This is a genomic window from Ensifer sp. LBL, from assembly GCF_050435225.1.
Classification (GTDB): domain Bacteria; phylum Pseudomonadota; class Alphaproteobacteria; order Rhizobiales; family Rhizobiaceae; genus Ensifer.
Window position 1 is genome coordinate 1,413,616 of record NZ_JBNDJY010000001.1, and the last position, 20,951, is coordinate 1,434,566.

The window sequence follows — 20,951 nt, forward strand, 5'->3', positions numbered from 1 at the left end:
GCAGGGGCAGACGCGCCGATCCGGGCGCCCCGGCACCCCCCTTGCCAAGGCGCCAGGCTCTCCGTTCACCGTCACCCGAGACCTCTGCCCAAAATCGCTCAAATCGATTTCGCTTTGGCGGCACATGCAGTAGGTTCCGGCGAAACTTGAAGCAAGGATATGCATGATGGCTGACATCACCCCCGTTCTCGAACGCGCAGACGCCAACCTGCCAAAGAGCCTCGACCGGCTGTTCGACCTGGTTCGCATCAAGTCGATCTCGACCGACCCGGCCTTCAAGGCGGAATGCCGCAAGGCGGCGGAATGGCTGGTGGCCGAGCTCAACGCTCTCGGCTTCACCGCATCGGTGCGCGACACCCCCGGCCATCCAATGGTCGTCGCCCATCACGACGGCGCCAAGCCCGATGCGCCGCATGTACTGTTCTATGGCCATTACGACGTGCAGCCGGTAGATCCGCTGAACCTTTGGGACACCGACCCGTTCGAGCCCGGCATCAAGGAAATCGAGCCCGGCCGCAAGGTGATCACCGGCCGTGGCACGGCCGACGACAAGGGCCAGCTCCTGACCTTCGTCGAAGCGGTGCGCGCCTACAAGGACGTGCATGGCGCCCTGCCCTGCCGCGTCACCATCCTGTTCGAAGGCGAAGAGGAGTCCGGCTCGCCGTCGCTGAAGCCCTTCCTCGAAGCCAATGCCGCCGAACTCAAGGCCGATTATGCGCTGGTGTGCGACACCAGCATGTGGGACCGCGATACGCCGGCGATCTCCGCTGGCCTGCGCGGCCTCGTCGGCGAAGAGGTCATCGTCCGGGCTGCCGACCGCGACCTGCATTCCGGCTACTTCGGTGGTGCTGCCGCCAACCCAATCCGCATCCTCACCACCATTCTCGCCGGCCTTCATGACGAAAACAGCCGCGTGACGCTGCCGGGCTTCTACGACGGTGTCGAAGAGACCCCGGCCCAGATTAAGGCGGCATGGGAAACGCTGGGACAGACGGCAGAAAAGTTCCTCGGCGAAATCGGCCTGTCGATCCCGTCGGGTGAAAAAAACCGCTCGGTTCTGGAACTGACCTGGGCGCGACCGACCGCGGAAGTCAACGGCATAACCGGTGGCTATACCGGCGAAGGCTTCAAGACGGTGATCGCGGCCGAGGCTTCGGCAAAGGTTTCCTTCCGCCTTGTCGGCAACCAGAACCCGGAAAAGATCCGCGAAGCGTTCCGCGCCTATGTGCGCTCGAAAGTTCCGGCCGATTGCTCGGTCGAGTTCCACGCCCATGGCGGCTCGCCGGCGATCCACCTTCCGTACGAATCGCCGCTGCTCAACACCGCGAAGGTGGCCCTTTCCGACGAGTGGCCGAAGCCGGCCGTCATCATCGGCATGGGTGGCTCGATTCCGATCGTTGGCGACTTCCAAAAGATGCTCGGCATGGAATCGCTGCTGGTCGGCTTCGGGCTCTCAGACGACCGCATCCATTCGCCGAACGAGAAGTACGAGCTGCAGTCCTATCACAAGGGCATCCGCTCCTGGATCCGCATCCTCGACGCGCTCGCCGCCTGATGATCCGTGCGGGACGGGTCGCGGTTTTCCGCGCATCCCGCCCCGCATATTTGACCCCGGAAGCCGTGGCGAAGCCCTCCGCCACGGCTTTTTCGATTTGATTGCGCGGCCGCCGATGATGCAGCCCTTGCGCGCAAACCCCGCTTCGACGCGCACGCATCGCTGCCCGATCGGCGCCATGCCCGCGCTTTACCGTTTCCCCTTCGCTGTTTCCCGGCGGTTTCTCCTCTGTCGGCAGGCCGTCAATCCTTGACCTCCGGGGTCTCAGGTGCTTCCTTTTTGTGAAACAAATCACAAAGGGAAATCGGATCGTTGGCAAGGGTAAGGACCGAAGCGTCGCGCTGCGGGCGTGATGCTATGACGAAGCGGCTCAGAAAACAGAACGTCTCCGCTCGGAGAATCCCTCCGGCCGCTGCAACGGAAGTGTCCTTGAAACACCCCTGCCACGCCCTCGCACCGATCACGGCACCGGCATGAAGCGGCTGCAGACCTATTTCTGGCCCGTCGTCGGCCTTCTCGCGATCCTGTTTTCGGTCAACGCGCTCTACCATGAGCTGCGCGGCCTGTCGTTCGACGAGTTTCTCGCAAGTTTTAATGCGATTTCGCTGAAGAGCTGGCTTCTGGCCATCGGCTCGACGCTGCTCGCCTATGCGGCGCTGGCGGCCTACGACCGGCTAGCACTCGACCACCTCGGCCACCGCATCTCACTCTGGTTCATCACGCTCTGCTCGTTCACGACCTACGCGCTGTCGCACAATCTCGGCGCCTCGGTGTTCTCCGGCGCGGTCGTGCGTTACCGCGCCTATCGCTCCAAGGGGCTTTCCCCGGGCGAGGTCGGCGTGCTGGTCGCCTTCTGCTCCTTCACCTTCACGCTCGGCACCTTGGTTCTATCCGCCGTCGTTCTGCTGATGCGTCCCGACATCATCGAACGTTTTGCCGAATTCCTGCCGGTGGAAATGTCGCTGACCACGGGCGTGCTGATCCTCATCGTCATCGGGCTCTATGTCATCGGCAGCCTCGTCGGGCTGCCGTCGTTCCGCACCCGCTGGTTCCAGCTGCACTACCCCAAGCCGAAGATCGTGTTCCGGCAGCTGGTGGTCGCGCCGGTGGAACTGATCGGCGCCGCCGGGATCATCTATTTCGCCCTGCCGGAAGCCGGCAATCCGGGTTATATCGTCATTCTCGGTATCTTCCTCGCCTCGTTCTCCGCGGCCCTGCTTTCGCATGCGCCAGGCGGGCTCGGCGTGCTGGAACTGATCTTCATCGCCGCCTTGCCGGAAATGGATCCGGCGGCGGTGCTTGCGGCGCTTGCGATCTTCCGGCTGCTCTACCTGATCATCCCCTTCATCCTGGCGCTGGTGGTGATCCTGGTGTTCGAGCGGGCGCGGTTCGTGGCGGAGCGCCACCAGCCGAAAGGAAGCGACCTCCCCTAACGAGGGGCGCGCCCATTATCAGGGCGCGTTGCAGACCGTCGGCAGCGCCTGTTCGAGCGGCCCCTTCACCTCGTGCAGGCGCGCCGCTTCGATCTGGTAGGGCGTGAACGGTGGCACCTGCAGCGACGGATTGATGATGCGGGTGACGTAGCAGCCGGCGAAAAACCGCACCCGCCCCCGCTTCTCGATCGATTTCACCGCGACGGGAACGGCGGAATAAATGCTGCCCGCCCCGGCCTCCGTCTTCACCTTGCCGACCTTGATCTCGACAGACACCGTGCGCTCATAGCCGCGGGTGAAGGCCTTGAAGCCGCCGACAGGCTTCGATTCGCCGAAATAGCCATAGGCGCGGGCATATTCCTTGCGGTTGACGGCATTGTAGAGCGAGCGCACGAGCGCTGCCCCATCGGACCGGTCATCGACATAGGTGACGCTGTCCTGCGCCAGAGCCTCGCCGTTCAGGGCTGCAAAGGCGCCGAGGGCGAAGACGGTGGATCGAAGCTTCATGACAGTCCTCCTTTGTCGTGGCGGCAGCCGAACACAACAATGAGGCGAAGCCATAGCAGGATTCGCGAGGAGATCGATAACGGCATAGCCCATCGTCCGGCGCGGCACCGGCGATCCGTATGACCTCAGGAGATATGGGAGGCGGTGGGCGTCATGATGCCGATGAGCAAAAAGCCACGGGCGTACGCGCAAATGAAAAGAGCCCCGTGTGGGAGGAGGTACACGGGGCTCTCGAACTTGATCGACAGCTGGGAGGAGGAGTGCCGCCGATCCGCATCGGGCGCCGCGGGAGGAGGTGCAGCGCTTCGATAAGTCGTATAATAATTATGCGTCGCAACAATTTCAAGACATCATTTTTGCACTGCACAAAATCGTGAAGGGAAGGCAGGGTCGAGAGGCATCTTTCCTGATGCCCAGCCTCAAGGCGGCGCTCCGATGGTCGGTCGACCCCGGTAACTTCATGGAAACCACAACCACTGATGGATGTTTCCTTTTATTCAGCTTTTTCGATATACGACTATACGTAAGCTGATAATAAATTTTCACTCAGTAATTGCAGGCGCTCAGATGAAATTGCTGCTCCAGATTCCGACCGCGCTCATCGTTGTGCTGATCCTCGCGACCTGGCTTGCCAGCCTGCGTCTCGTCGTGCTGCCGCCCGGCTCCCTGAAGCTGAGGTCAATGACGGCGCTCGTCTATCAGGGGCATGGCTTCCGCCTCGTCGACAGCCCGCTCGGCATGTGCGGACGTCAGGCCTACCCGGCGGCCGACTGCGAGGAGGTGGCCGTGAACCATCTGGGCAAGCGGGTTCTGCTGCGCCTGCCCTTCAGCCAATGGCTCTACGATTTCACCGATCCCTATCCGGTGAGCCCCACGGCATCGGTCGAAGCGACACCGTTGCGGACCTCCATCCAGTAGGAACCGACGCGCGCAGGCGGGACTTGAGGGCGTATGCGAGCCCACCGTCAAGGTTTTGAACCGTCAGGCTTTTTCACAACGACTTTCTTAACCACCCCTTAAATTGCCGCATTTAAAGTTCACCCGGTCGCCGTGGCGGATGGGCGTGGGACGCCGTTACCGCCGTCGAAATCGATTGGCCGCAACGATAGCGCCAAGGGCCACCGCTGGGCGGTGAGGGATAGATCAAACGGCATGGCAGCAAGCGGCAGGTCAGGACAGCGGATCGAGCCATCGTTCGGCGGAAACGAGGACGATGACGACGACGATTTTCGCGTCGAGGCCAGCGACCGCGTGACCACCAGCCGCAAGACGCCCCGCAGCAAACCTTCCGGCAGCAGCAGAGGCAGCGGCAAGAAGAAGCCAGCAAGCAAGCGCGGCGGCGGCCGTCGTGGCTCCGGTGGCGGTGGTCTTATCGGCCTTGTCCGCACGCTGTTCTACTGGTGCATCGTGCTCGGCATCTGGGGCGCCATGGGCGTCGGCGGCCTGGTGCTCTATTACGGCGCGCGCATGCCGAGCGCCGAAGCCTGGTCGATCCCGGAGCGCCCGCCGAACGTCAAGATCCTTGCCGTCAGCGGCGACATCATCGCCAATCGCGGCACCACCGGCGGCGAAGCGCTGTCGCTGGAAAACATGTCGCCCTACATTCCGCAGGCCGTCATCGCCATCGAGGACCGCCGCTTCTATTCGCATTTCGGCATCGATCCGCTCGGTCTTGCCCGAGCCATGCTGACGAACCTCACCACCGGCCGCATGGTCCAGGGCGGTTCGACTCTGACGCAGCAGCTGGCCAAGAACCTGTTCCTGTCGCCGGAGCGCACGCTGGAGCGCAAGGTGCAGGAAGTGCTGCTCGCCTTCTGGCTCGAGCAGAAATATTCCAAGGACCAGATCCTGGCGATGTATCTCAACCGGGTGTTCTTCGGCTCCAACGCCTATGGCGTCGAGGCTGCCTCGCGGCGCTACTTCAACAAGTCGGCGCGCGACGTGAACCTCGGCGAGGCGGCCCTGCTCGCCGGCCTTTTGAAAGCACCGTCCCGCCTGTCGCCGGCGCGCGACCCGAAGGCGGCGGAAGAGCGCGCCCAGGTCGTTCTCGGCGCCATGCGCGAGGAAGGCTACGTAACCGACAGCGAAATCAAGACGGCGATGTCGCAGACCCCGACCAAGGCCAAGAGCTACTGGTCGGGCGCCGAGCACTATGTCGCCGACATGGTGATGGACCAGCTTCCGGGCATGATCGGCGAGATCAAGGAAGACCTGGTCATCGACACGACCATCGACCTCAATCTCGAAAAGAAGGCCGAGGAAGTGATCGCCGCGACGCTCGACGCCGACGGCAAGAAGCTCGACGCCTCGCAGGCCGCCCTCGTCTCGGTCGACGGCACCGGCGCCATCCGGGCGCTCGTCGGCGGCAAGGACTATGCCGAGAGCCAGTTCGACCGCGCCTCCAAGGCCAAACGCCAGCCGGGCTCGGCCTTCAAGCCCTTCGTCTATGCCGCGGCGATGGAGATCGGCCGTACCCCGATGTCGATCCGCAACGACGGGCCGGTCCGGATCGGCAACTGGACGCCTGAGAATTACGACCAGAAATACCGCGGCGAGGTGACGCTGGCCGATGCGCTCGCCAATTCGCTGAACACGATTGCCGCGCAGCTCGTCATGGAGGTCGGCCCCTCGAACGTCGTCAAGGTCGCGCACCGCCTCGGCATCGATTCCGAGATGCAGGCGAACGCCTCGATCGCACTCGGTACCTCGGAAGTGAGCCTCGTCGAACTGACGTCGGCCTATGCCCCGTTCATGAATGGCGGCTTCAAGGCAACGCCACACGTGATCCGCCGCATTTCCAAGGCGGACGGCACCGTGCTTTACGAAAACACCTACGACAACCCGCCCCGCGTGCTCGATCCGGCGATCGTCAGCGAAATGAACCAGATGCTGCTGCGGGTGCTGACCAAGGGCACTGGCAAGAAGGCGCAGCTGAAAGGCTGGGAAGCGGCCGGCAAGACCGGCACGACGCAATCCTTCCGCGACGCGCTGTTCGTCGGCTACACCTCGAATCTCACGACCGGCGTCTGGTTCGGCAACGACGACGGCAAGTCGATGAAGAAGGTCACCGGCGGCGGCCTGCCGGCCAAGGCCTGGCACGATTTCATGATGGCGGCCCACGAGGGCCTCTCGCCGTCGCCGCTGTTCGGCACGACCGGCGTGCAGCCGGTCTTCGACGACGGCACTGCGCCGCCTTCCGGCGACCTGATGTCCGGCGATCCGGAAGCCTTTCCGGACGCACCCGTCGGCGTTGATGGCGGCGTTGCGGTCGGGCAGCGTCCGGTCGACCAGGGCGGCGCTCCGTGGGGCGGCCAGACGGCGGACCAGGGTAACGGCGGCATGGTGCCGCCGGCCGATGTCGGCCAGACGACCGGGGCCACGCGCCGCACCACGCTTTTCGATATTCTGACCGGAGGCTGAGCCCGCCTGAACCGCGATTTTACAGGGGATCCGGCCCGCGGGCAGTCTCCGGCGCGTGAGCCATTTCGGGCCTGATAAATACCGGGCTTGCTTTTGCCCCCAAACGCCCCGCAGAATGCCTTGCAGTCCGAAACGCCGGTCCTTATATACGCCGCATCGGCGCAGTCTAAGCTGCGAAGAAATCCAAAGACCATCCCGTTAGGGGCTGTCTCACGAATGCCTGACCGGGTTCCGACAGTCCGCTGCAAGGAGAGAACGACATGGCTAAAGTTATTGGTATTGACCTGGGAACGACCAACTCCTGCGTCGCCGTCATGGACGGTAAAGACGCGAAGGTGATCGAAAATGCCGAGGGTGCGCGCACGACCCCCTCGATGGTGGCCTTCAGCGAAGACGGCGAACGTCTCGTTGGCCAGCCGGCCAAGCGCCAGGCTGTCACCAATCCGGAAAACACTCTTTTTGCGATCAAGCGCCTGATCGGCCGGACCTTCCAGGATCCGACCACGCAAAAAGACAAGGACATGGTTCCTTACAAGATTACCAAGGCCGACAATGGCGACGCCTGGGTCGAAGCGCACGGCACGGATTATTCCCCGTCGCAGATCTCCGCCATGATCCTTCAGAAGATGAAGGAAACGGCCGAATCCTACCTCGGTGAAAAGGTCGAGAAGGCCGTCATCACCGTACCGGCCTACTTCAACGACGCTCAGCGCCAGGCAACCAAGGATGCCGGCAAGATCGCCGGTCTCGAAGTTCTGCGCATCATCAACGAGCCGACCGCGGCAGCGCTCGCCTACGGCCTCGACAAGAAGGACGGCAAGACGATCGCCGTTTACGACTTGGGTGGTGGTACCTTCGATATCTCGGTTCTCGAAATCGGCGACGGCGTCTTCGAAGTGAAGTCGACCAACGGCGACACCTTCCTCGGTGGCGAAGACTTCGACATGCGTCTGGTCCAGTACCTCGCCGGCGAGTTCAAGAAGGAACAGGGCATCGACCTGAAGAACGACAAGCTCGCTCTTCAGCGCCTGAAGGAAGCCGCGGAAAAGGCCAAGATCGAGCTGTCCTCGTCGCAGCAGACCGAAATCAACCTGCCGTTCATCACGGCTGACGCTTCCGGTCCGAAGCACCTGACGATGAAGCTGACCCGCGCCAAGTTCGAAGCGCTTGTCGACGACCTGATCCAGCGCACCGTCGCGCCGTGCAAGGCAGCCCTCAAGGATGCCGGCGTCTCGGCTGCCGAGATCGACGAAGTCGTTCTCGTCGGCGGCATGAGCCGCATGCCGAAGGTGCAGGAAACCGTGAAGCAGCTGTTCGGCAAGGAGCCGCACAAGGGCGTGAACCCGGATGAAGTGGTCGCCATGGGCGCCGCGATCCAGGCCGGCGTTCTGCAGGGCGACGTCAAGGACGTTCTGCTCCTCGACGTGACCCCGCTGTCGCTCGGCATCGAAACGCTCGGTGGCGTCTTCACCCGCCTGATCGAACGCAACACGACGATCCCGACCAAGAAGTCGCAGACCTTCTCGACCGCCGACGACAACCAGTCGGCCGTGACGATCCGCGTCTCCCAGGGCGAGCGTGAAATGGCTGCAGACAACAAGCTGCTCGGCCAGTTCGACCTCGTCGGCATTCCGCCGGCACCGCGCGGCATGCCGCAGATCGAAGTGACCTTCGATATCGACGCCAACGGCATCGTGCAGGTTTCGGCCAAGGACAAGGGCACCGGCAAGGAACACCAGATCCGCATCCAGGCATCTGGCGGCCTCTCCGACGCCGACATCGAAAAGATGGTCAAGGACGCCGAAGCCAACGCCGAAGTCGACAAGAAGCGTCGCGAAGGCGTCGAAGCCAAGAACCAGGCCGAAAGCCTGATCCACTCCAGCGAGAAGTCGCTGAAGGATTACGGCGACAAGGTTTCGGAAACCGACCGCAACGCGATCTCCGACGCGATTGCCGCGCTGAAGACCGCCGTCGAAGCTTCCGAGCCGGACGCCGAAGACATCAAGGCCAAGACCAACACGCTCATGGAAGTATCCATGAAGCTCGGCCAGGCGATCTACGAAGCGCAGCAGACGGAAGCCGCCCATGCGGATGCCGCCGCCGACGCTGCCCGTGACGGAGATGTCGTCGATGCCGACTACGAAGAAGTCAACGACGAAGACGATCGCAAGCGTTCGGCCTAAGTCGCCCTTCAAACAGACGAAGAAGCCCGGGTTCGCCCGGGCTTTTTTGTTGCTCGCCCCGCCCGGCAAGACCGACAATATCGGCGATCGGCACCATGACTTGCCGCAAACGTACCTTTTCCGACAAAAAACCGTATCTACCGCCGTTCGGGCTATGGTATCGCGCTTCAAGGTTTACTAAATCGGTGGCAAGGTAAACGGGCAGCCGCCGAGCCATCGCGCTGGCTTGCCAACAGGATAATCTTCTACGAATGAAACGTGATCTCTACGAAACGCTTGGTGTTGCCAAGAACGCCGACGAAAAGGAGCTGAAGAGCGCCTTCCGCAAGCTCGCGATGAAGTATCATCCGGACAAGAACCCCGGCGACGCGGCAGCGGAGAAGACCTTCAAGGAAATCAACGAAGCCTACGAGATGCTCAAGGACCCGCAGAAGCGCGCGGCCTATGACCGTTACGGTCACGCAGCCTTCGAGCAGGGCGGCATGGGTGGCGGCTTCGGCGGCGGTGGTGCTGCCGGCGGCTTCTCCGACATTTTCGAAGACATCTTCGGCGAGATGATGGGCGGCGGGCGCCAGCGGCGCTCATCGGGCGGTCGCGAGCGCGGCGCCGATCTTCGCTACAACATGGAGATTTCGCTCGAGGAAGCCTTTGGCGGCAAGACGGCGCAGATCCGGGTTCCGACCTCGATCACCTGCGACGTCTGCACCGGCTCCGGCGCCAAGCCCGGCACCAGCCCCAAGACCTGCGGCACCTGCCACGGCTCCGGCCGCGTGCGCGCCGCTCAAGGCTTCTTCTCGATCGAACGCACCTGCCCCACCTGCGGCGGCCGCGGCCAGACGATTACGGATCCTTGCGGCAAGTGCCACGGCCAGGGCCGCGTCACTGAAGAGCGCACGCTCTCGGTCAACATTCCGGCCGGCATCGAGGACGGCACCCGCATCCGCCTCTCGGGCGAAGGCGAAGCCGGGCTTCGCGGCGGACCGGCGGGCGACCTCTACATCTTCCTCTCGGTCAGGCCGCATGAGTTCTACCAGCGCGACGGCGCCGATCTCTATTGCAGCGTGCCGATCTCGATGACGACGGCCGCCCTTGGCGGCAAGTTCGACGTGACCACGCTCGACGGCACCAAGTCGCGCGTGACCGTTCCCGAGGGCACCCAGGCCGGCAAGCAGTTCCGCTTGAAGGGCAAGGGCATGCCGGTGCTGCGTTCGGCGCAATCGGGCGACCTCTACATCCAGATTCAGATCGAAACGCCGCAGAAGCTGACCAAGCGCCAGCGCGAACTGCTGCAGGAATTCGAGCAGATCTCGTCCAAGGACAACAACCCGGAATCGACCGGCTTCTTTGCCCGGATGAAGGATTTCTTCGATACGCTGAGCGACTAAGGCTTCAAGCCCGACGCATTATAGAGCGCCGCGCGCCGGAAACGGTTGCGCGGCGCTTCTGTTTCAGAGCAAGGCCACGAGCTGCCACAGCCCGGCCAAAACGAGCGCTACCCCGGCGATGCGGGACAGGATCCTGCCGCCGGGCACGACCTTCTCCGCCAGAACGAAGACGGCGATGGCAGCGATCCACAATACGTTCATCACCCCGCCGACGAACAGCAGCGCCATCAGCGCCCAGCAGCAGCCGACGCAATAGAGCCCGTGCCGCACACCGAGGCCAAAGGCGCCGCCCGCTTCCCGACGAAAGCCGCCGTGGTTCTGAATGAAAAGCAGCGGCGCCTGGCATTGGCTAAGACAGCGATCCTTGAGCGGCGTGAACTGGAACAGGCCGACAGCGACCAGCACGATGCCGCTGAGAAGCCCACTGGCGCTTGCAAGCGCCGGCGTGAGCAACAGAGCGCGATCGAGCAGCCATTGCCCGAGAACGGCGACGAGCGCGAACAGGAGCCACGCCGACAGGTAGCCGACGGCAAAGAAGCCGGTGGCGGCAAAGGGCTTGCCCTGTTGTGCCGCCTGGCGGCCGACACGGGCGTAGAGCAGGATCATCGGCGTCGCCGACGGTACCATCATGCCGACCATCATCACGGCCCACATGACGAAGGCATAGGCGAAGGTCATGGCGGTCCAGGGAGTGGCAACCGAGCCCGCCATCGATGCCATCGATCCCTCCTGCGCGCCCATGGTCATTGGCATGTCCATGGGCATATCCATGTCCATGCCGGAGCCCATATCCATGCTGCCGGAGGGGCCCGGGGGAACAGCCATGTCCATGGCCGACGCCAGCCACAGGACATAGAGCCAACTGATTACCGTCAGGGTAACCAACGCCGCCACGACGACGACGCGGTCACGTCTGAGCAGGGTTTCGAGCACCGTGTCTCCCATCGGCGTCAGTGGATCACGCCGCTTTCGGTCAGATGCATCCGGGCGAAATGGGCATGCGAATCCGCAAGCGCCAAAGTCAGCGGCCCTTTCGTATCGGCCCATCCGCGTCCGACCTCGCAAAGATCGTATTCGAAACCGTGAGGCAGATTGATGCGTGCCTGGTGAGCCATGCCGGTCACCGGATTGAGGATCGGCTCACCGCGCGCGACAAGCCAGCCCGGCACCTCCAGCCGCGCCGTTCGAGCACCGATATCGACCTCGAGATCGATCTCGGCAAAGACCGGATCATGCATGGTCTCGAAGGTGGTCGCGAAGACCTGGAAGAAGGTCGCTCCGGGCTCCGTATCCTCGCCGCTCATGATGCGCAGCAGCGCGCCGCGCTGCTCGTCCGATGCGCGGATATCGACAATCGGCACCACCTGCCCCCTGCCCTCATGGATCGCGCCCGGCCAGGCGGCGATCAGGCCGCCGCGAAGCCCATCGAGCCGCGTGTCGCCGTGATAACCTTCCTCGATCTCGAAGGCGCCAACGGCGCTGCAATGGCCTTGCGTCGGCAGGGCATTGAACTGGCAGGGGCAGCCATAGGCGCAATTGCAATGAATGAACTCACGCCCCTTCATCATCCATCTGACACTCGTCATCGTCTCCTCCTGGGATCTGATCGGTGTTCGTCTCGCGTATTCGCGCAAACGGATGCCTTTTATTAGAGTTAGAAAATATACTCTTCTCCGTCGCCGATGCCAACGGCAGGCAATGCCAGAGGCGGGAACACGATGGCGCCGCGGATCGATCAGACCCGCGGCTGTTGGATGATCAGGCATTTGCGCTTTGGGTCGGCGCCCGTCCTAGAGCGTTGCCATGCCGCCATCGACGATCAGTTCGGCGCCGACGGTAAAGGTGGCTTCGTCCGAAGCGAGGAAGACCACGGCTTTGGCGATCTCGCTCGCGTCACCAAAGCGGCCGAGCGGGATCTGCGCGGCGATCGCATCGACCACCTGCTTGTTTTGTTCGGGTGTCGGGGCGTGGCCGTCATGGAGCGGCGTGCGGATTGGGCCGGGGCTGACGGCATTGACCCGGATGCCGCGGCCGATGAGTTCGCCGGAGAGCGTGCGGGCCAGCGACAGCAGGCCCGCCTTGGTCAAGGCATAGACGCTGGAGGTCGGCATGCCGATATGGGCGTTGATCGAGGTGTTGAGCACGACCGAGGCGCGCTTCGAGAATACGGGTAGCAGCGCCTGGATCAGGAAGTAAGGGCCCTTGACGTTGATGGCGATCGAGCGGTCGAAGCTTGCCTCGTCCCACTCTTCGATCGGCTGCAGCTTGGCAATGCCGGCATTGACGAACAGGATGTCGAGCGTGCCGAAGGCGGCGCGGATCTTTTCGGCAACGGCCGCCTGGCCGGCGACATTGCCAGCATCGGCCTCGATGATGAGCGCGGCCTCGCCAAGGACGGATCGGGCTTCGGCAATGTTCTTCGGATTGGTGCCGGTGACGGCAACGCGCGCGCCTTCGGCAATGAACTGGCGGGCGGTTTCGAGACCGATGCCGCTGGTGCCGCCGGTGATGAGCGCCGTCTTGTTCTCCAAACGTGACATGATGAAATCCTTTTTCTGGGTTGAGGAGGAGGCCGGTTCGATTGGCCGTCCTTCGATGCCCACAGATATGGCGGAAAACGGTCGTTCGGATTAGTCTCCTAATCGTGGAACTCGAATTCGGAAAAGCCGAACGATGATAAAGATCGAAGGAATAGCTGCCTTTGTCGCCGTGGCCGAAGCCGGCTCGATCAGCGAGGCGGCACGTCGCCTGCGGCTGTCGAAATCCGTCGTCAGCGAAAGAGTGGCAGAACTGGAGCGCGGGCTCAACGCCACGCTTCTCCATCGCACCACACGCAAGCTGACGCTCACCGAGGATGGCATCGCGTTTCGCGAGCGTGCGATCCGGATCGTCAGCGAAGTGCAGGCGGCCGCCAGCGATCTTGCCGAACGCCGCGGGCTGCTCACGGGACCGCTTCGTATCGCGGCCCCCGTCAGCTTCGGCCGAAGGCATCTCGGCCCGGCGCTCTATCCGTTCCTGGCCCAAAACCCGGAAATCGAGCTGACGCTCGACCTCGACGACCGACGAGTCGATGCCGCCTCCGAAGGCTACGACGCGATCGTTCGCCATGGCGCGATCGCCGATTCGCGGCTGGTCGTGTGGAAGCTCGCGAGAAGCCGGCGGCTGCTGGTCGCCGCGCCCGGCTATCTCGATCGGCACGGCACGCCCGCGTCGCTCGCCGAACTCGAAGGCCATCGCGGCATCTTCTACACCAACCGGGGTGCTGCCGACTGGCGCTTCGAAGGACCTGGCGGTGCGACGGTCGTACGGGCGCGCCTGGCGCTTGGCATGAACAATGGCGACATGCTGCACGATGCCGCCGTCGCCGGGCTCGGCATTGCGCTGTTGCCCGCCTTCATCGCCGGTCCGGCCGTGCGCGAGGGGCAACTGAACGAGATCGACGTCGGGCTCAGACCGGAGCCGGAGTTCATCTACATGGCGCATCCGGAGGGCCGACGCGCCTCCACCAAGCTCAGAGCCATCGCCCAGCACCTGAAGGAAGCCTTCGGCGACCCGCCCTATTGGGATCCGTGACGGTCTCCGCAATCCCGGCACCATCGTTGCGGGCGACGGGATCGCGCCGATCGCCGATCAAGTCTTGACCAAGGCTTGACCGAAACCGGCTGGCATCATCAGCGCATCCCCTGACAACCGAAAATTGGATTCCTATCTTTCATGCGGAACCGCTTTCTGAACTGGATCGTCCTCATGGCGCTTGGCACCAACGCTCACGCAAGTCCGCTTCCCACTCCCACCGACGCAGAAATTCAGGAGATCCTGGCCGACCGGATCGACAAGGAGCAGCAGTCGATCGGCATCGTCATCGGTATCATCGATGCCAGCGGCCGGCGCATCATCGCGCACGGCCATCCGGCCAAAGGCGACCCGCGCCCCGTCGACGGGCGGACCGTGTTCGAGATCGGCTCGGTCACCAAGGTCTTTACCGCGCTGCTGCTGGCCGACGCGATGGAGAAAGGCACGCTCAGCCTCGGCACACCTGTGGTCACGCTTCTGCCCGAGCGCGTGATCATGCCGGAGGACAAGCAGACCCCGATCACGCTCGGCGACCTCGCAACGCACATGTCCGGCCTGCCGCGGCTGCCCAGCAATCTGGTGCCGGCCGACATGAGCAATCCCTATGCCGGCTATGACGCGGAAAAGCTCTATGCCTTCCTCTCCAGCCACAAGCCGCAGCGCCGCCCCGGCGTCGAGCATGAATACTCCAACCTCGGCGCCGGGCTTCTCGGCCACGCGATCGCGCTGAAGGCCGGGCTCTCCTATGAGGACCTCATCGTCAGCCGCATCGCCCTTCCCCTCGGCATGAAGGATACGGCGATCACGTCGCGACCCGACTGGGCCGAACGCCGGGCAACGGGCCACGACGCGGCCCTGGAGCCGGTCAGCGACTGGGATCTCGACGTTCTGCAGGGCGCAGGCGCCCTGCGCTCGACCGTGGACGATCTCCTGCTTTTCCTCGAGGCGGCCATGGGAAAGACGGCATCGCCGCTCGCTCCCGCCTTCACCACGCTGCTGGCGACCCGCCAGCCGATCGGCAACGGCGATCGCGATCAGCAGGCGCTCGGCTGGGTCGTCTCGGGCAAGGGCGACGAGCAGTTCATCTGGCACAACGGCGGCACCGGCGGTTACCGATCCTTCGTCGGCTACCGTCCGTCGACGGGCGTCGGCGTTATCGCCCTGTCGAATGCGTCGACCGACGTCGGCGTCGACGACATCGGCCGCCATCTGCTCAATCGCAACGCGCCGCTCGCGCCACCAATCGTCAAGCGCACGGCCGTAGCGATCGATCCGGCGCGCTATGATGCCTATGTCGGCACCTACAGGCTGGCGCCGGATTTCGAACTTACGATCTTTCGGGATGGTGAAAGCCTTTTTGCCCAGGCGACCGGGCAGGATCGGCTCGAAATCTTTCCGGAGGCCGAGCACCGCTTCTTTACGAAGCTCATCGACGCCCAGATCAGCTTCACGCTCAAGGGCGACCGTGCCGAAAGCCTGACCTTGCACCAGGGCGGGCAGAACAGCCCCGCACCTCGGGTCTCGAAATGATAGTCGCCTCCCGCCTCATAAGCAGGCGGGAGGCGATTTCCGCATCGATCAAAACAAGAGATCGATGGTGAAGTAGGCGAGCGCCGAAATCGCCGCCGCGGCCGGCATGGTGATGAACCAGGCAATCACGATGTTGCCGGCAAGCCCCCAGCGGACCGCCGAGACCCGGCGGGCCGCGCCGACGCCGATGATCGCGCCGGTGATGGTGTGCGTGGTCGAAACCGGGATGCCGAGCCAGGTGGCGGCAAAGAGCGTGATCGCCCCGCCGGTCTCGGCGCAGAAGCCCTGCATCGGGTTGAGCTTGGTGATCTTCGATCCCATGGTGTGGACGATGCGCCAGCCGCCGAACAGCGTGCCGAGCGCGATCGCCGCCTGGCAGGTGATCACCACCCAGAACGGCACGTAGAATTCCGAGCCGAGATAGCCCTGCGAGTAGAGCAACACCGCGATGATGCCCATGGTCTTCTGCGCGTCGTTGCCGCCATGGCCGAGCGAATACATTGAGGCCGAGATGAACTGCATCACCCGGAAGGTGCGGTCGACGGCAAAGGGCGTCTGGCGCACGAAGATCCAGGAAACGATCAGCACCAGGAGCAGCGCCAGGAAGAAGCCGATCGCCGGCGACATGAAGATGGCGCCAACGGTCTTCAGAAGGCCGGTCCAGACGATGGAGCTGAAACCGGTGCTGGCAAGACCGGCACCGACGAGGCCGCCGATCAGCGCATGCGACGAGCTCGAGGGGATGCCGAAGAGCCAGGTGACGATGTTCCAGACGATCGCGCCGATCAGCGCCGAAAAGATCACCAGCGGCGTGACGATACCGGGATCGATGATGCCCTTGCCCAGCGTTTCGGCCACGTGCAGGCCGAAGAACAGGAAGGCGATGAAGTTGAAGAAGGCCGCCCACATGACCGCATATTGCGGCCGGAGCACCCGTGTCGAGACGATCGTCGCGATCGAGTTGGCGGCGTCGTGCAGACCGTTCAGGAAGTCGAAGAACAGCGCGATGCCGATCAGTCCGACGAGCAACGGAAAGGCGAGCGTCGCATCCATCAGACGTTCTCGATCACGATGCCGCTGATTTCATTGGCGACGTCCTCGAAGCGGTCGACCACCTTTTCGAGTTCGCCATAGATCTCGCTGCCGATGATATAGGCCATCGGGTTGCTGGCGCCGTGGCGGCGGAACAGGTCCTTGAGGCCCTGTTCGTGCAGTTCGTCGGAGCGGCCCTCGATGCGGGTGACTTCTTCGGCGATCGCGATCAGGCGGTCGTGATTGGCGCCGATCCGATCGAGCAGCGGAATGGCCTCGGCGATCAGGTGCGCGGCCTTGACGACCGTGGTGCCTATTTCGCGCATGCCGGGATCGAAGCTCTTCTGTTCGTAAAGGCGGATCGTCTTGACGGTCTTGTGCATCATGTCGATGGCATCATCCATCGACTGGATCAGATCCTTGATGTCGCCGCGGTCGAAGGGCGTGATAAAGGACCGGCGCACGGCCAGCAGCACCTCGGCGGTGATGTGGTCCGCCTCATCCTCGAGCGCGACGATCCGGTCGCAGTGTTTTTCCAGATCGTCGCCGCCAGCGAGAACCTTGTCGAGCGCATCGGCAGCACCGACGACGGTGCGCGAATGTTTTGCGAAGAGGTCGAAGAAGCGATCCTCGCGGGGAAGAAGTTTGCGGAACCAGGCCAGCATCACACGTATATCCATCTGTGGATTGTCATGCGGCTGTCATATTTCACCAGGTCCTTTATGAAAAGCACCGAATCAAAGGGGTTTGTCGCCTTTCCCCTGTCGATATCGGCCTATCTTGCACGATATGGCGACGCGTCCCATTTCGCCTTGCCTTGGCGGGCGCTTTCGTCCTAGCTGCGCCCAACGTCGAATCCGGACTGCCGATGCCACAAAAGGTCTTTCTCAGCCGCCTGAAACTGATGGAGTTCCGCAACTATGCGGCGCTGTCGCTGGAACTCGACCAGCGCCATGTGGTGCTGACGGGAGAGAACGGCGCCGGCAAGACCAACCTCATGGAAGCCGTCTCCTTCCTGTCCCCCGGACGGGGCCTCCGCCGCGCGGCCTATGCCGACGTCACCCGTGTCGGCGCCGGCGACGGCTTTTCCGTCTTCGCCGAGGTCGAGGGCATGGAGGGGTCCGTGGAGATCGGCACCGGCACGGCTGGTGTCACGGAGGGACAATCACGGCGGCTGCGGCTCAACGGAACGCCGGCGGCGACCGTCGACGAGCTGACCGACCACCTGCGCGTTCTCTGGCTGACGCCATCGATGGACGGGCTCTTCACCGGACCTTCAGCCGACCGGCGACGGTTTCTCGACCGGCTGGTGCTTTCGCTCGATCCGGAACACGGCCGGCGCGCCAGCGAATTCGACCGGGCGATGCGCAGCCGCAACCGGCTGCTCGGCGAGTTCCGTCCGGACCCGGCCTGGCTGACGGCGATCGAGCGCGAAATGGCCGGCCTCGGCGTCTCCATGGCGCTGGCGCGGCAGGAAATGCTTGGCCTGCTGACGGCGCTCGTCGAGCGCACTGTCGACGAGAGCGTCTTTCCGTCGGCCCGCCTGGCGCTATCGGGCTTTCTCGACGACGAGGGCCATCGTCCGGCCTATGATCTGGAAGAACAATATCTGACGATGCTGCGCGACGGGCGTCCGCGCGATGCGGCAGCCGGCCGTACGCTCGACGGGCCGCACCGCAGCGACCTGCTCGTTCGTCACCGGGAGAAAGACATGGAGGCGGCGCGTTGCTCGACCGGAGAGCAGAAGGCGCTGCTCGTCGGGCTGGTGCTGGCGCATGCGCGCCTCGTCGGCGACATGACCGGCCACGCGCCAGTGCTGCTCCTTGACGAGATCGCCGCCCATCTCGATGTCAATCGGCGCGCGGCTCTGTTCGATCTCGTCGATGGGCTTGGTGGTCAGGCCTTCATGACCGGGACGGACCAATCGATGTTTGAGGCGCTCGGCGAACGCGGCCGCTTCCTGACCGTTTCGCACGGCAGCGTTACCGGGTAAGCAGAAGTCACCGAGGAGGATTGCCATGACCGGTGAGAACAAGCTCGACCAATCGGAGATCACCCGTTACGCCCGCCATATCGTGTTGCCGGAAATCGGCGGCGCCGGGCAACAACGGCTGAAGGCAGCCCGCGTGCTGGTGATCGGGGCCGGCGGCCTCGGCGCTCCGGTGCTTGTCTATCTTGCCGCCGCCGGCATCGGCCGGATCGGCATCGTCGACGACGATGCGGTCGCGCTTTCCAACCTGCAGCGGCAGATCATCCATCGCACGGAAGACATCGACCGCGCCAAGGTCGAACGGGCGGCCGAGGCGATCACCTCGCTCAACCCGCATGTCGGCGTCGACCAGCACAGGCTGCGGCTCACCCCCGACAATGCCGAGGCGCTGTTCCGGCAGTATGATCTGGTCATCGACGGCTCGGACAATTTCGATACCCGCTATCTCGCCGCCGATACGGCGGCAGCGGTCGGCATTCCGCTGGTGACCGGCGCCGTCGGCCGCTTCGACGGCTCGCTGACGGTGCTTATGCCCTATAGCGCCGGCCCCGATGGACGACCGAACCCCTCCTACCGCGATCTCTTTCCCGAGCCGCCGCCGGCCGGCGTCGTGCCTTCTTGCGCCGAGGCCGGCATCGTCGGCGCGTTGACGGGCGTCATCGGCACGCTGCAGGCCATGGAGGCGATCAAGGTGATTGCCGGTTTCGGCGAACCGCTGGTCGGGCGGCTGTTGATGTATGACGCGCTGACGGCACAGTTCAACACCATCCGCTACCGCAAGAGGGCATAGCGATGGTGCAGATCTTTCGTATCGACGAAGCATTCGACCGGCACGAGGAACTGCTGGCGCTGATCCTTGGCGCCTTCTCCTACATGGACGGGCGGATCGACCCACCCTCGTCGGCGCATGCGTTGAACATCGAATCGCTGCGCGACAAAATTGCCGACGAGATCGCCTTCGGCATCAGCGAAGACGATCGGCTGGTCGGCTGCATCTTCTGCAAACCCGAGGACGATTGCCTCTACATCGGCAAGCTTGCCGTCGCGCCTGAGACGCAAGGAAAGGGCATCGGCCGAATGCTGCTCGCTGAAGCCGAAGCGACGGCGCGTGCGCTGAAACTTCCGGCGCTGAGACTGCTGACCCGCGTCGAACTCGCCGACAACCACCGCGCTTTTGCCGCCTGGGGCTTCGTTCAGAGCGACACGATGTGCCATCCCGGTTTTACCCGGCCGACGGCGATCGAGATGCGCAAGGCGCTTTAGTTTTCGAACGTCAGCCAAGCAGATCCGCGACCGCACGACAGGATCGTGCGGCGTTTCGCGATCAGTCGCGGCCCGGCAGAACCCGGTCCGGCGGACGGTGGCCGTCGAAGAAGGTGCGGATGTTGATCACCACCTTCTCGCCCATGTCGATGCGGCCTTCGAGCGTGGCCGAACTCATATGCGGCAGGAGCACGACCTTGCCTTCGCCGGCAAGCTTGATCAGCTTCGGATTGACCGCTGGCTCGTTCTCGAAGACGTCGAGGCCGGCGCCGGCAATCTTGCCTTCACGCAGGCACTTGATCAGCGCCGTCTCGTCGATAATGCCGCCGCGGGCGGTGTTGACGATGTAGCTGTCCGGTCGCATCAGGGCGAGCCGGCGGGCGGAGAGCAGATGATAGGTCGCCGGCGTCGACGGGCAGTTGACCGAAACGATGTCGACGCGGGCGAGCATCTGGTCGAGGCTATCCCAATAGGTCGCCTCCAGCATCTCCTCGGTTTCCGCCTTCACCCGGTGGCGGTTGTGGTAGTGGATCGAAAGGCCGAAGGCCTTGGCGCGGCGGGCCACGGCCGTCCCGATCCGGCCCATGCCGACGATGCCGATGCGCTTTCCGGCAATGCGGCGGCCGAGCATCCATGTCGGCGACCAGCCGGCCCATTCGCCCTTGCGATCGGTCAGGATCTGCGCACCTTCGGCAAGTCGGCGCGGGACCGCGAGGATCAGCGCCATCGCCATGTCAGCGGTATCCTCGGTCAACACGTTCGGCGTGTTGGTGACGGTGATGCCCTTGCGGGCGGCGGCATCGACATCGATGTTGTCGACGCCATTGGAAAAGCTCGCGATCAGTTTCAGCTGCGGGCCGGCCTGCTCGATAAGCGCCGCGTCGATGCGATCGGTCACCGTCGGCACCAATACGTCGGCGCGTTTGACCGCGGCCACAAGCTCCGGCTGGCTGCGCGGCGTATCGTCGATGTTCAGCTCCGCATCGAAGAGTTCGCGCATTCGCGTCTCGACGATGTCTGGCAATTTGCGGGTGATGTAGACCGTGGGCTTCTTCTTGCTTGTCATTGCTGCGACGGGCC

18 protein-coding genes are annotated in these 20,951 nt (G+C 63.7%); 11 read left to right on the plus strand and 7 right to left on the minus strand.

Translation table 11 applies throughout. The annotated features are described in order from the left end of the window. Window positions 1-163 precede the first annotated feature (163 nt). Window positions 164-1,555 (plus strand): M20/M25/M40 family metallo-hydrolase, encoded by a 1,392-nt coding sequence (locus OKW20_RS06985; protein WP_429111845.1) that lies wholly within the window; start codon window positions 164-166, stop codon window positions 1,553-1,555. 473 nt (window positions 1,556-2,028) lie between these two features. Then, entirely contained in the window at window positions 2,029-2,988 is a 960-nt protein-coding gene (locus tag OKW20_RS06990) for a lysylphosphatidylglycerol synthase transmembrane domain-containing protein (protein WP_043622677.1), read from the plus strand. 18 nt (window positions 2,989-3,006) lie between these two features. On the opposite strand, the gene OKW20_RS06995 is transcribed toward OKW20_RS06990, so the two are convergent. Further along, entirely contained in the window at window positions 3,007-3,495 is a 489-nt protein-coding gene (locus OKW20_RS06995) for a hypothetical protein (RefSeq protein WP_429171049.1), read from the minus strand. Window positions 3,496-4,062: 567 nt separating this feature from the next. On the opposite strand from OKW20_RS06995, the gene OKW20_RS07000 reads away from it, so the two are divergent. The 4 genes from OKW20_RS07000 (at window position 4,063) to dnaJ (ending at window position 10,483) form a co-directional block, all read left to right on the plus strand. Beyond that, window positions 4,063-4,413, plus strand: coding sequence for a hypothetical protein (locus OKW20_RS07000; protein WP_043622682.1), 351 nt, complete (start codon window positions 4,063-4,065; stop codon window positions 4,411-4,413). 234 nt (window positions 4,414-4,647) lie between these two features. Next, on the plus strand, window positions 4,648-6,915 hold the full coding sequence (locus OKW20_RS07005; RefSeq protein ID WP_429171051.1) for a transglycosylase domain-containing protein: 2,268 nt from the start codon (window positions 4,648-4,650) through the stop codon (window positions 6,913-6,915). 260 nt (window positions 6,916-7,175) lie between these two features. Continuing rightward, window positions 7,176-9,098 carry a molecular chaperone DnaK gene (gene dnaK / locus OKW20_RS07010; RefSeq protein WP_043622688.1) on the plus strand — a complete coding sequence of 641 codons (1,923 nt, stop codon included), beginning with the start codon at window positions 7,176-7,178 and terminating at the stop codon, window positions 9,096-9,098. A 251-nt stretch (window positions 9,099-9,349) separates the two neighbouring features. Then, window positions 9,350-10,483: a molecular chaperone DnaJ gene (gene dnaJ, locus OKW20_RS07015; RefSeq protein ID WP_043622691.1), complete on the plus strand. Its 1,134-nt coding sequence runs from the start codon at window positions 9,350-9,352 to the stop codon at window positions 10,481-10,483. Between the two features lie 63 nt (window positions 10,484-10,546). On the opposite strand, the gene OKW20_RS07020 is transcribed toward dnaJ, so the two are convergent. The 3 genes from OKW20_RS07020 to OKW20_RS07030 all read right to left on the minus strand — a co-directional run bounded on the left by OKW20_RS07020 (window position 10,547) and on the right by OKW20_RS07030 (window position 13,023). Then, the gene (locus tag OKW20_RS07020; RefSeq protein ID WP_429171053.1) at window positions 10,547-11,428 is read right to left on the minus strand and encodes a DUF2182 domain-containing protein; all 882 of its coding nucleotides are present in this window, start codon (window positions 11,426-11,428) and stop codon (window positions 10,547-10,549) included. Window positions 11,429-11,433: 5 nt separating this feature from the next. Continuing rightward, window positions 11,434-12,069 (minus strand): DUF1326 domain-containing protein, encoded by a 636-nt coding sequence (locus tag OKW20_RS07025; RefSeq protein ID WP_043622694.1) that lies wholly within the window; start codon window positions 12,067-12,069, stop codon window positions 11,434-11,436. A gap of 204 nt (window positions 12,070-12,273) precedes the next feature. After that, entirely contained in the window at window positions 12,274-13,023 is a 750-nt protein-coding gene (locus OKW20_RS07030) for an SDR family oxidoreductase (RefSeq protein WP_060580673.1), read from the minus strand. Between the two features lie 133 nt (window positions 13,024-13,156). Between OKW20_RS07030 and OKW20_RS07035 the strand changes: the two genes are divergently transcribed. Next, window positions 13,157-14,056 carry a LysR family transcriptional regulator gene (locus tag OKW20_RS07035; protein WP_429171055.1) on the plus strand — a complete coding sequence of 300 codons (900 nt, stop codon included), beginning with the start codon at window positions 13,157-13,159 and terminating at the stop codon, window positions 14,054-14,056. Between the two features lie 141 nt (window positions 14,057-14,197). Next, the gene (locus OKW20_RS07040; RefSeq protein WP_429171057.1) at window positions 14,198-15,586 is read left to right on the plus strand and encodes a serine hydrolase; all 1,389 of its coding nucleotides are present in this window, start codon (window positions 14,198-14,200) and stop codon (window positions 15,584-15,586) included. A 48-nt stretch (window positions 15,587-15,634) separates the two neighbouring features. On the opposite strand, the gene OKW20_RS07045 is transcribed toward OKW20_RS07040, so the two are convergent. Together OKW20_RS07045 and OKW20_RS07050 are read right to left on the minus strand one after the other, a co-directional pair. Further along, a complete protein-coding gene (locus OKW20_RS07045) occupies window positions 15,635-16,639 on the minus strand; it encodes an inorganic phosphate transporter (protein ID WP_043622704.1) in 1,005 nt (334 codons plus the stop codon). Continuing rightward, window positions 16,639-17,283 carry a DUF47 domain-containing protein gene (locus tag OKW20_RS07050; protein WP_429171176.1) on the minus strand — a complete coding sequence of 215 codons (645 nt, stop codon included), beginning with the start codon at window positions 17,281-17,283 and terminating at the stop codon, window positions 16,639-16,641. The genes OKW20_RS07045 and OKW20_RS07050 overlap by 1 nt, the downstream gene beginning before the upstream one ends. A gap of 203 nt (window positions 17,284-17,486) precedes the next feature. On the opposite strand from OKW20_RS07050, the gene recF reads away from it, so the two are divergent. The 3 genes from recF to OKW20_RS07065 are packed head-to-tail and all read left to right on the plus strand — an operon-like array spanning window position 17,487 to window position 19,871. Next, window positions 17,487-18,611 (plus strand): DNA replication/repair protein RecF, encoded by a 1,125-nt coding sequence (gene recF / locus OKW20_RS07055; RefSeq protein ID WP_429171059.1) that lies wholly within the window; start codon window positions 17,487-17,489, stop codon window positions 18,609-18,611. Between the two features lie 25 nt (window positions 18,612-18,636). Then, window positions 18,637-19,398, plus strand: a complete 762-nt coding sequence (locus OKW20_RS07060; protein WP_429111830.1) for a molybdopterin-synthase adenylyltransferase MoeB — start codon at window positions 18,637-18,639, stop codon at window positions 19,396-19,398. A gap of 5 nt (window positions 19,399-19,403) precedes the next feature. Then, the gene (locus tag OKW20_RS07065) at window positions 19,404-19,871 is read left to right on the plus strand and encodes a GNAT family N-acetyltransferase (protein WP_429171178.1); all 468 of its coding nucleotides are present in this window, start codon (window positions 19,404-19,406) and stop codon (window positions 19,869-19,871) included. 61 nt (window positions 19,872-19,932) lie between these two features. Here the strand turns inward: OKW20_RS07065 and OKW20_RS07070 are convergent, their stop codons facing one another. Beyond that, on the minus strand, window positions 19,933-20,937 hold the full coding sequence (locus OKW20_RS07070; protein ID WP_043622710.1) for a 2-hydroxyacid dehydrogenase: 1,005 nt from the start codon (window positions 20,935-20,937) through the stop codon (window positions 19,933-19,935). Between the last annotated feature and the right edge of the window lie 14 nt (window positions 20,938-20,951).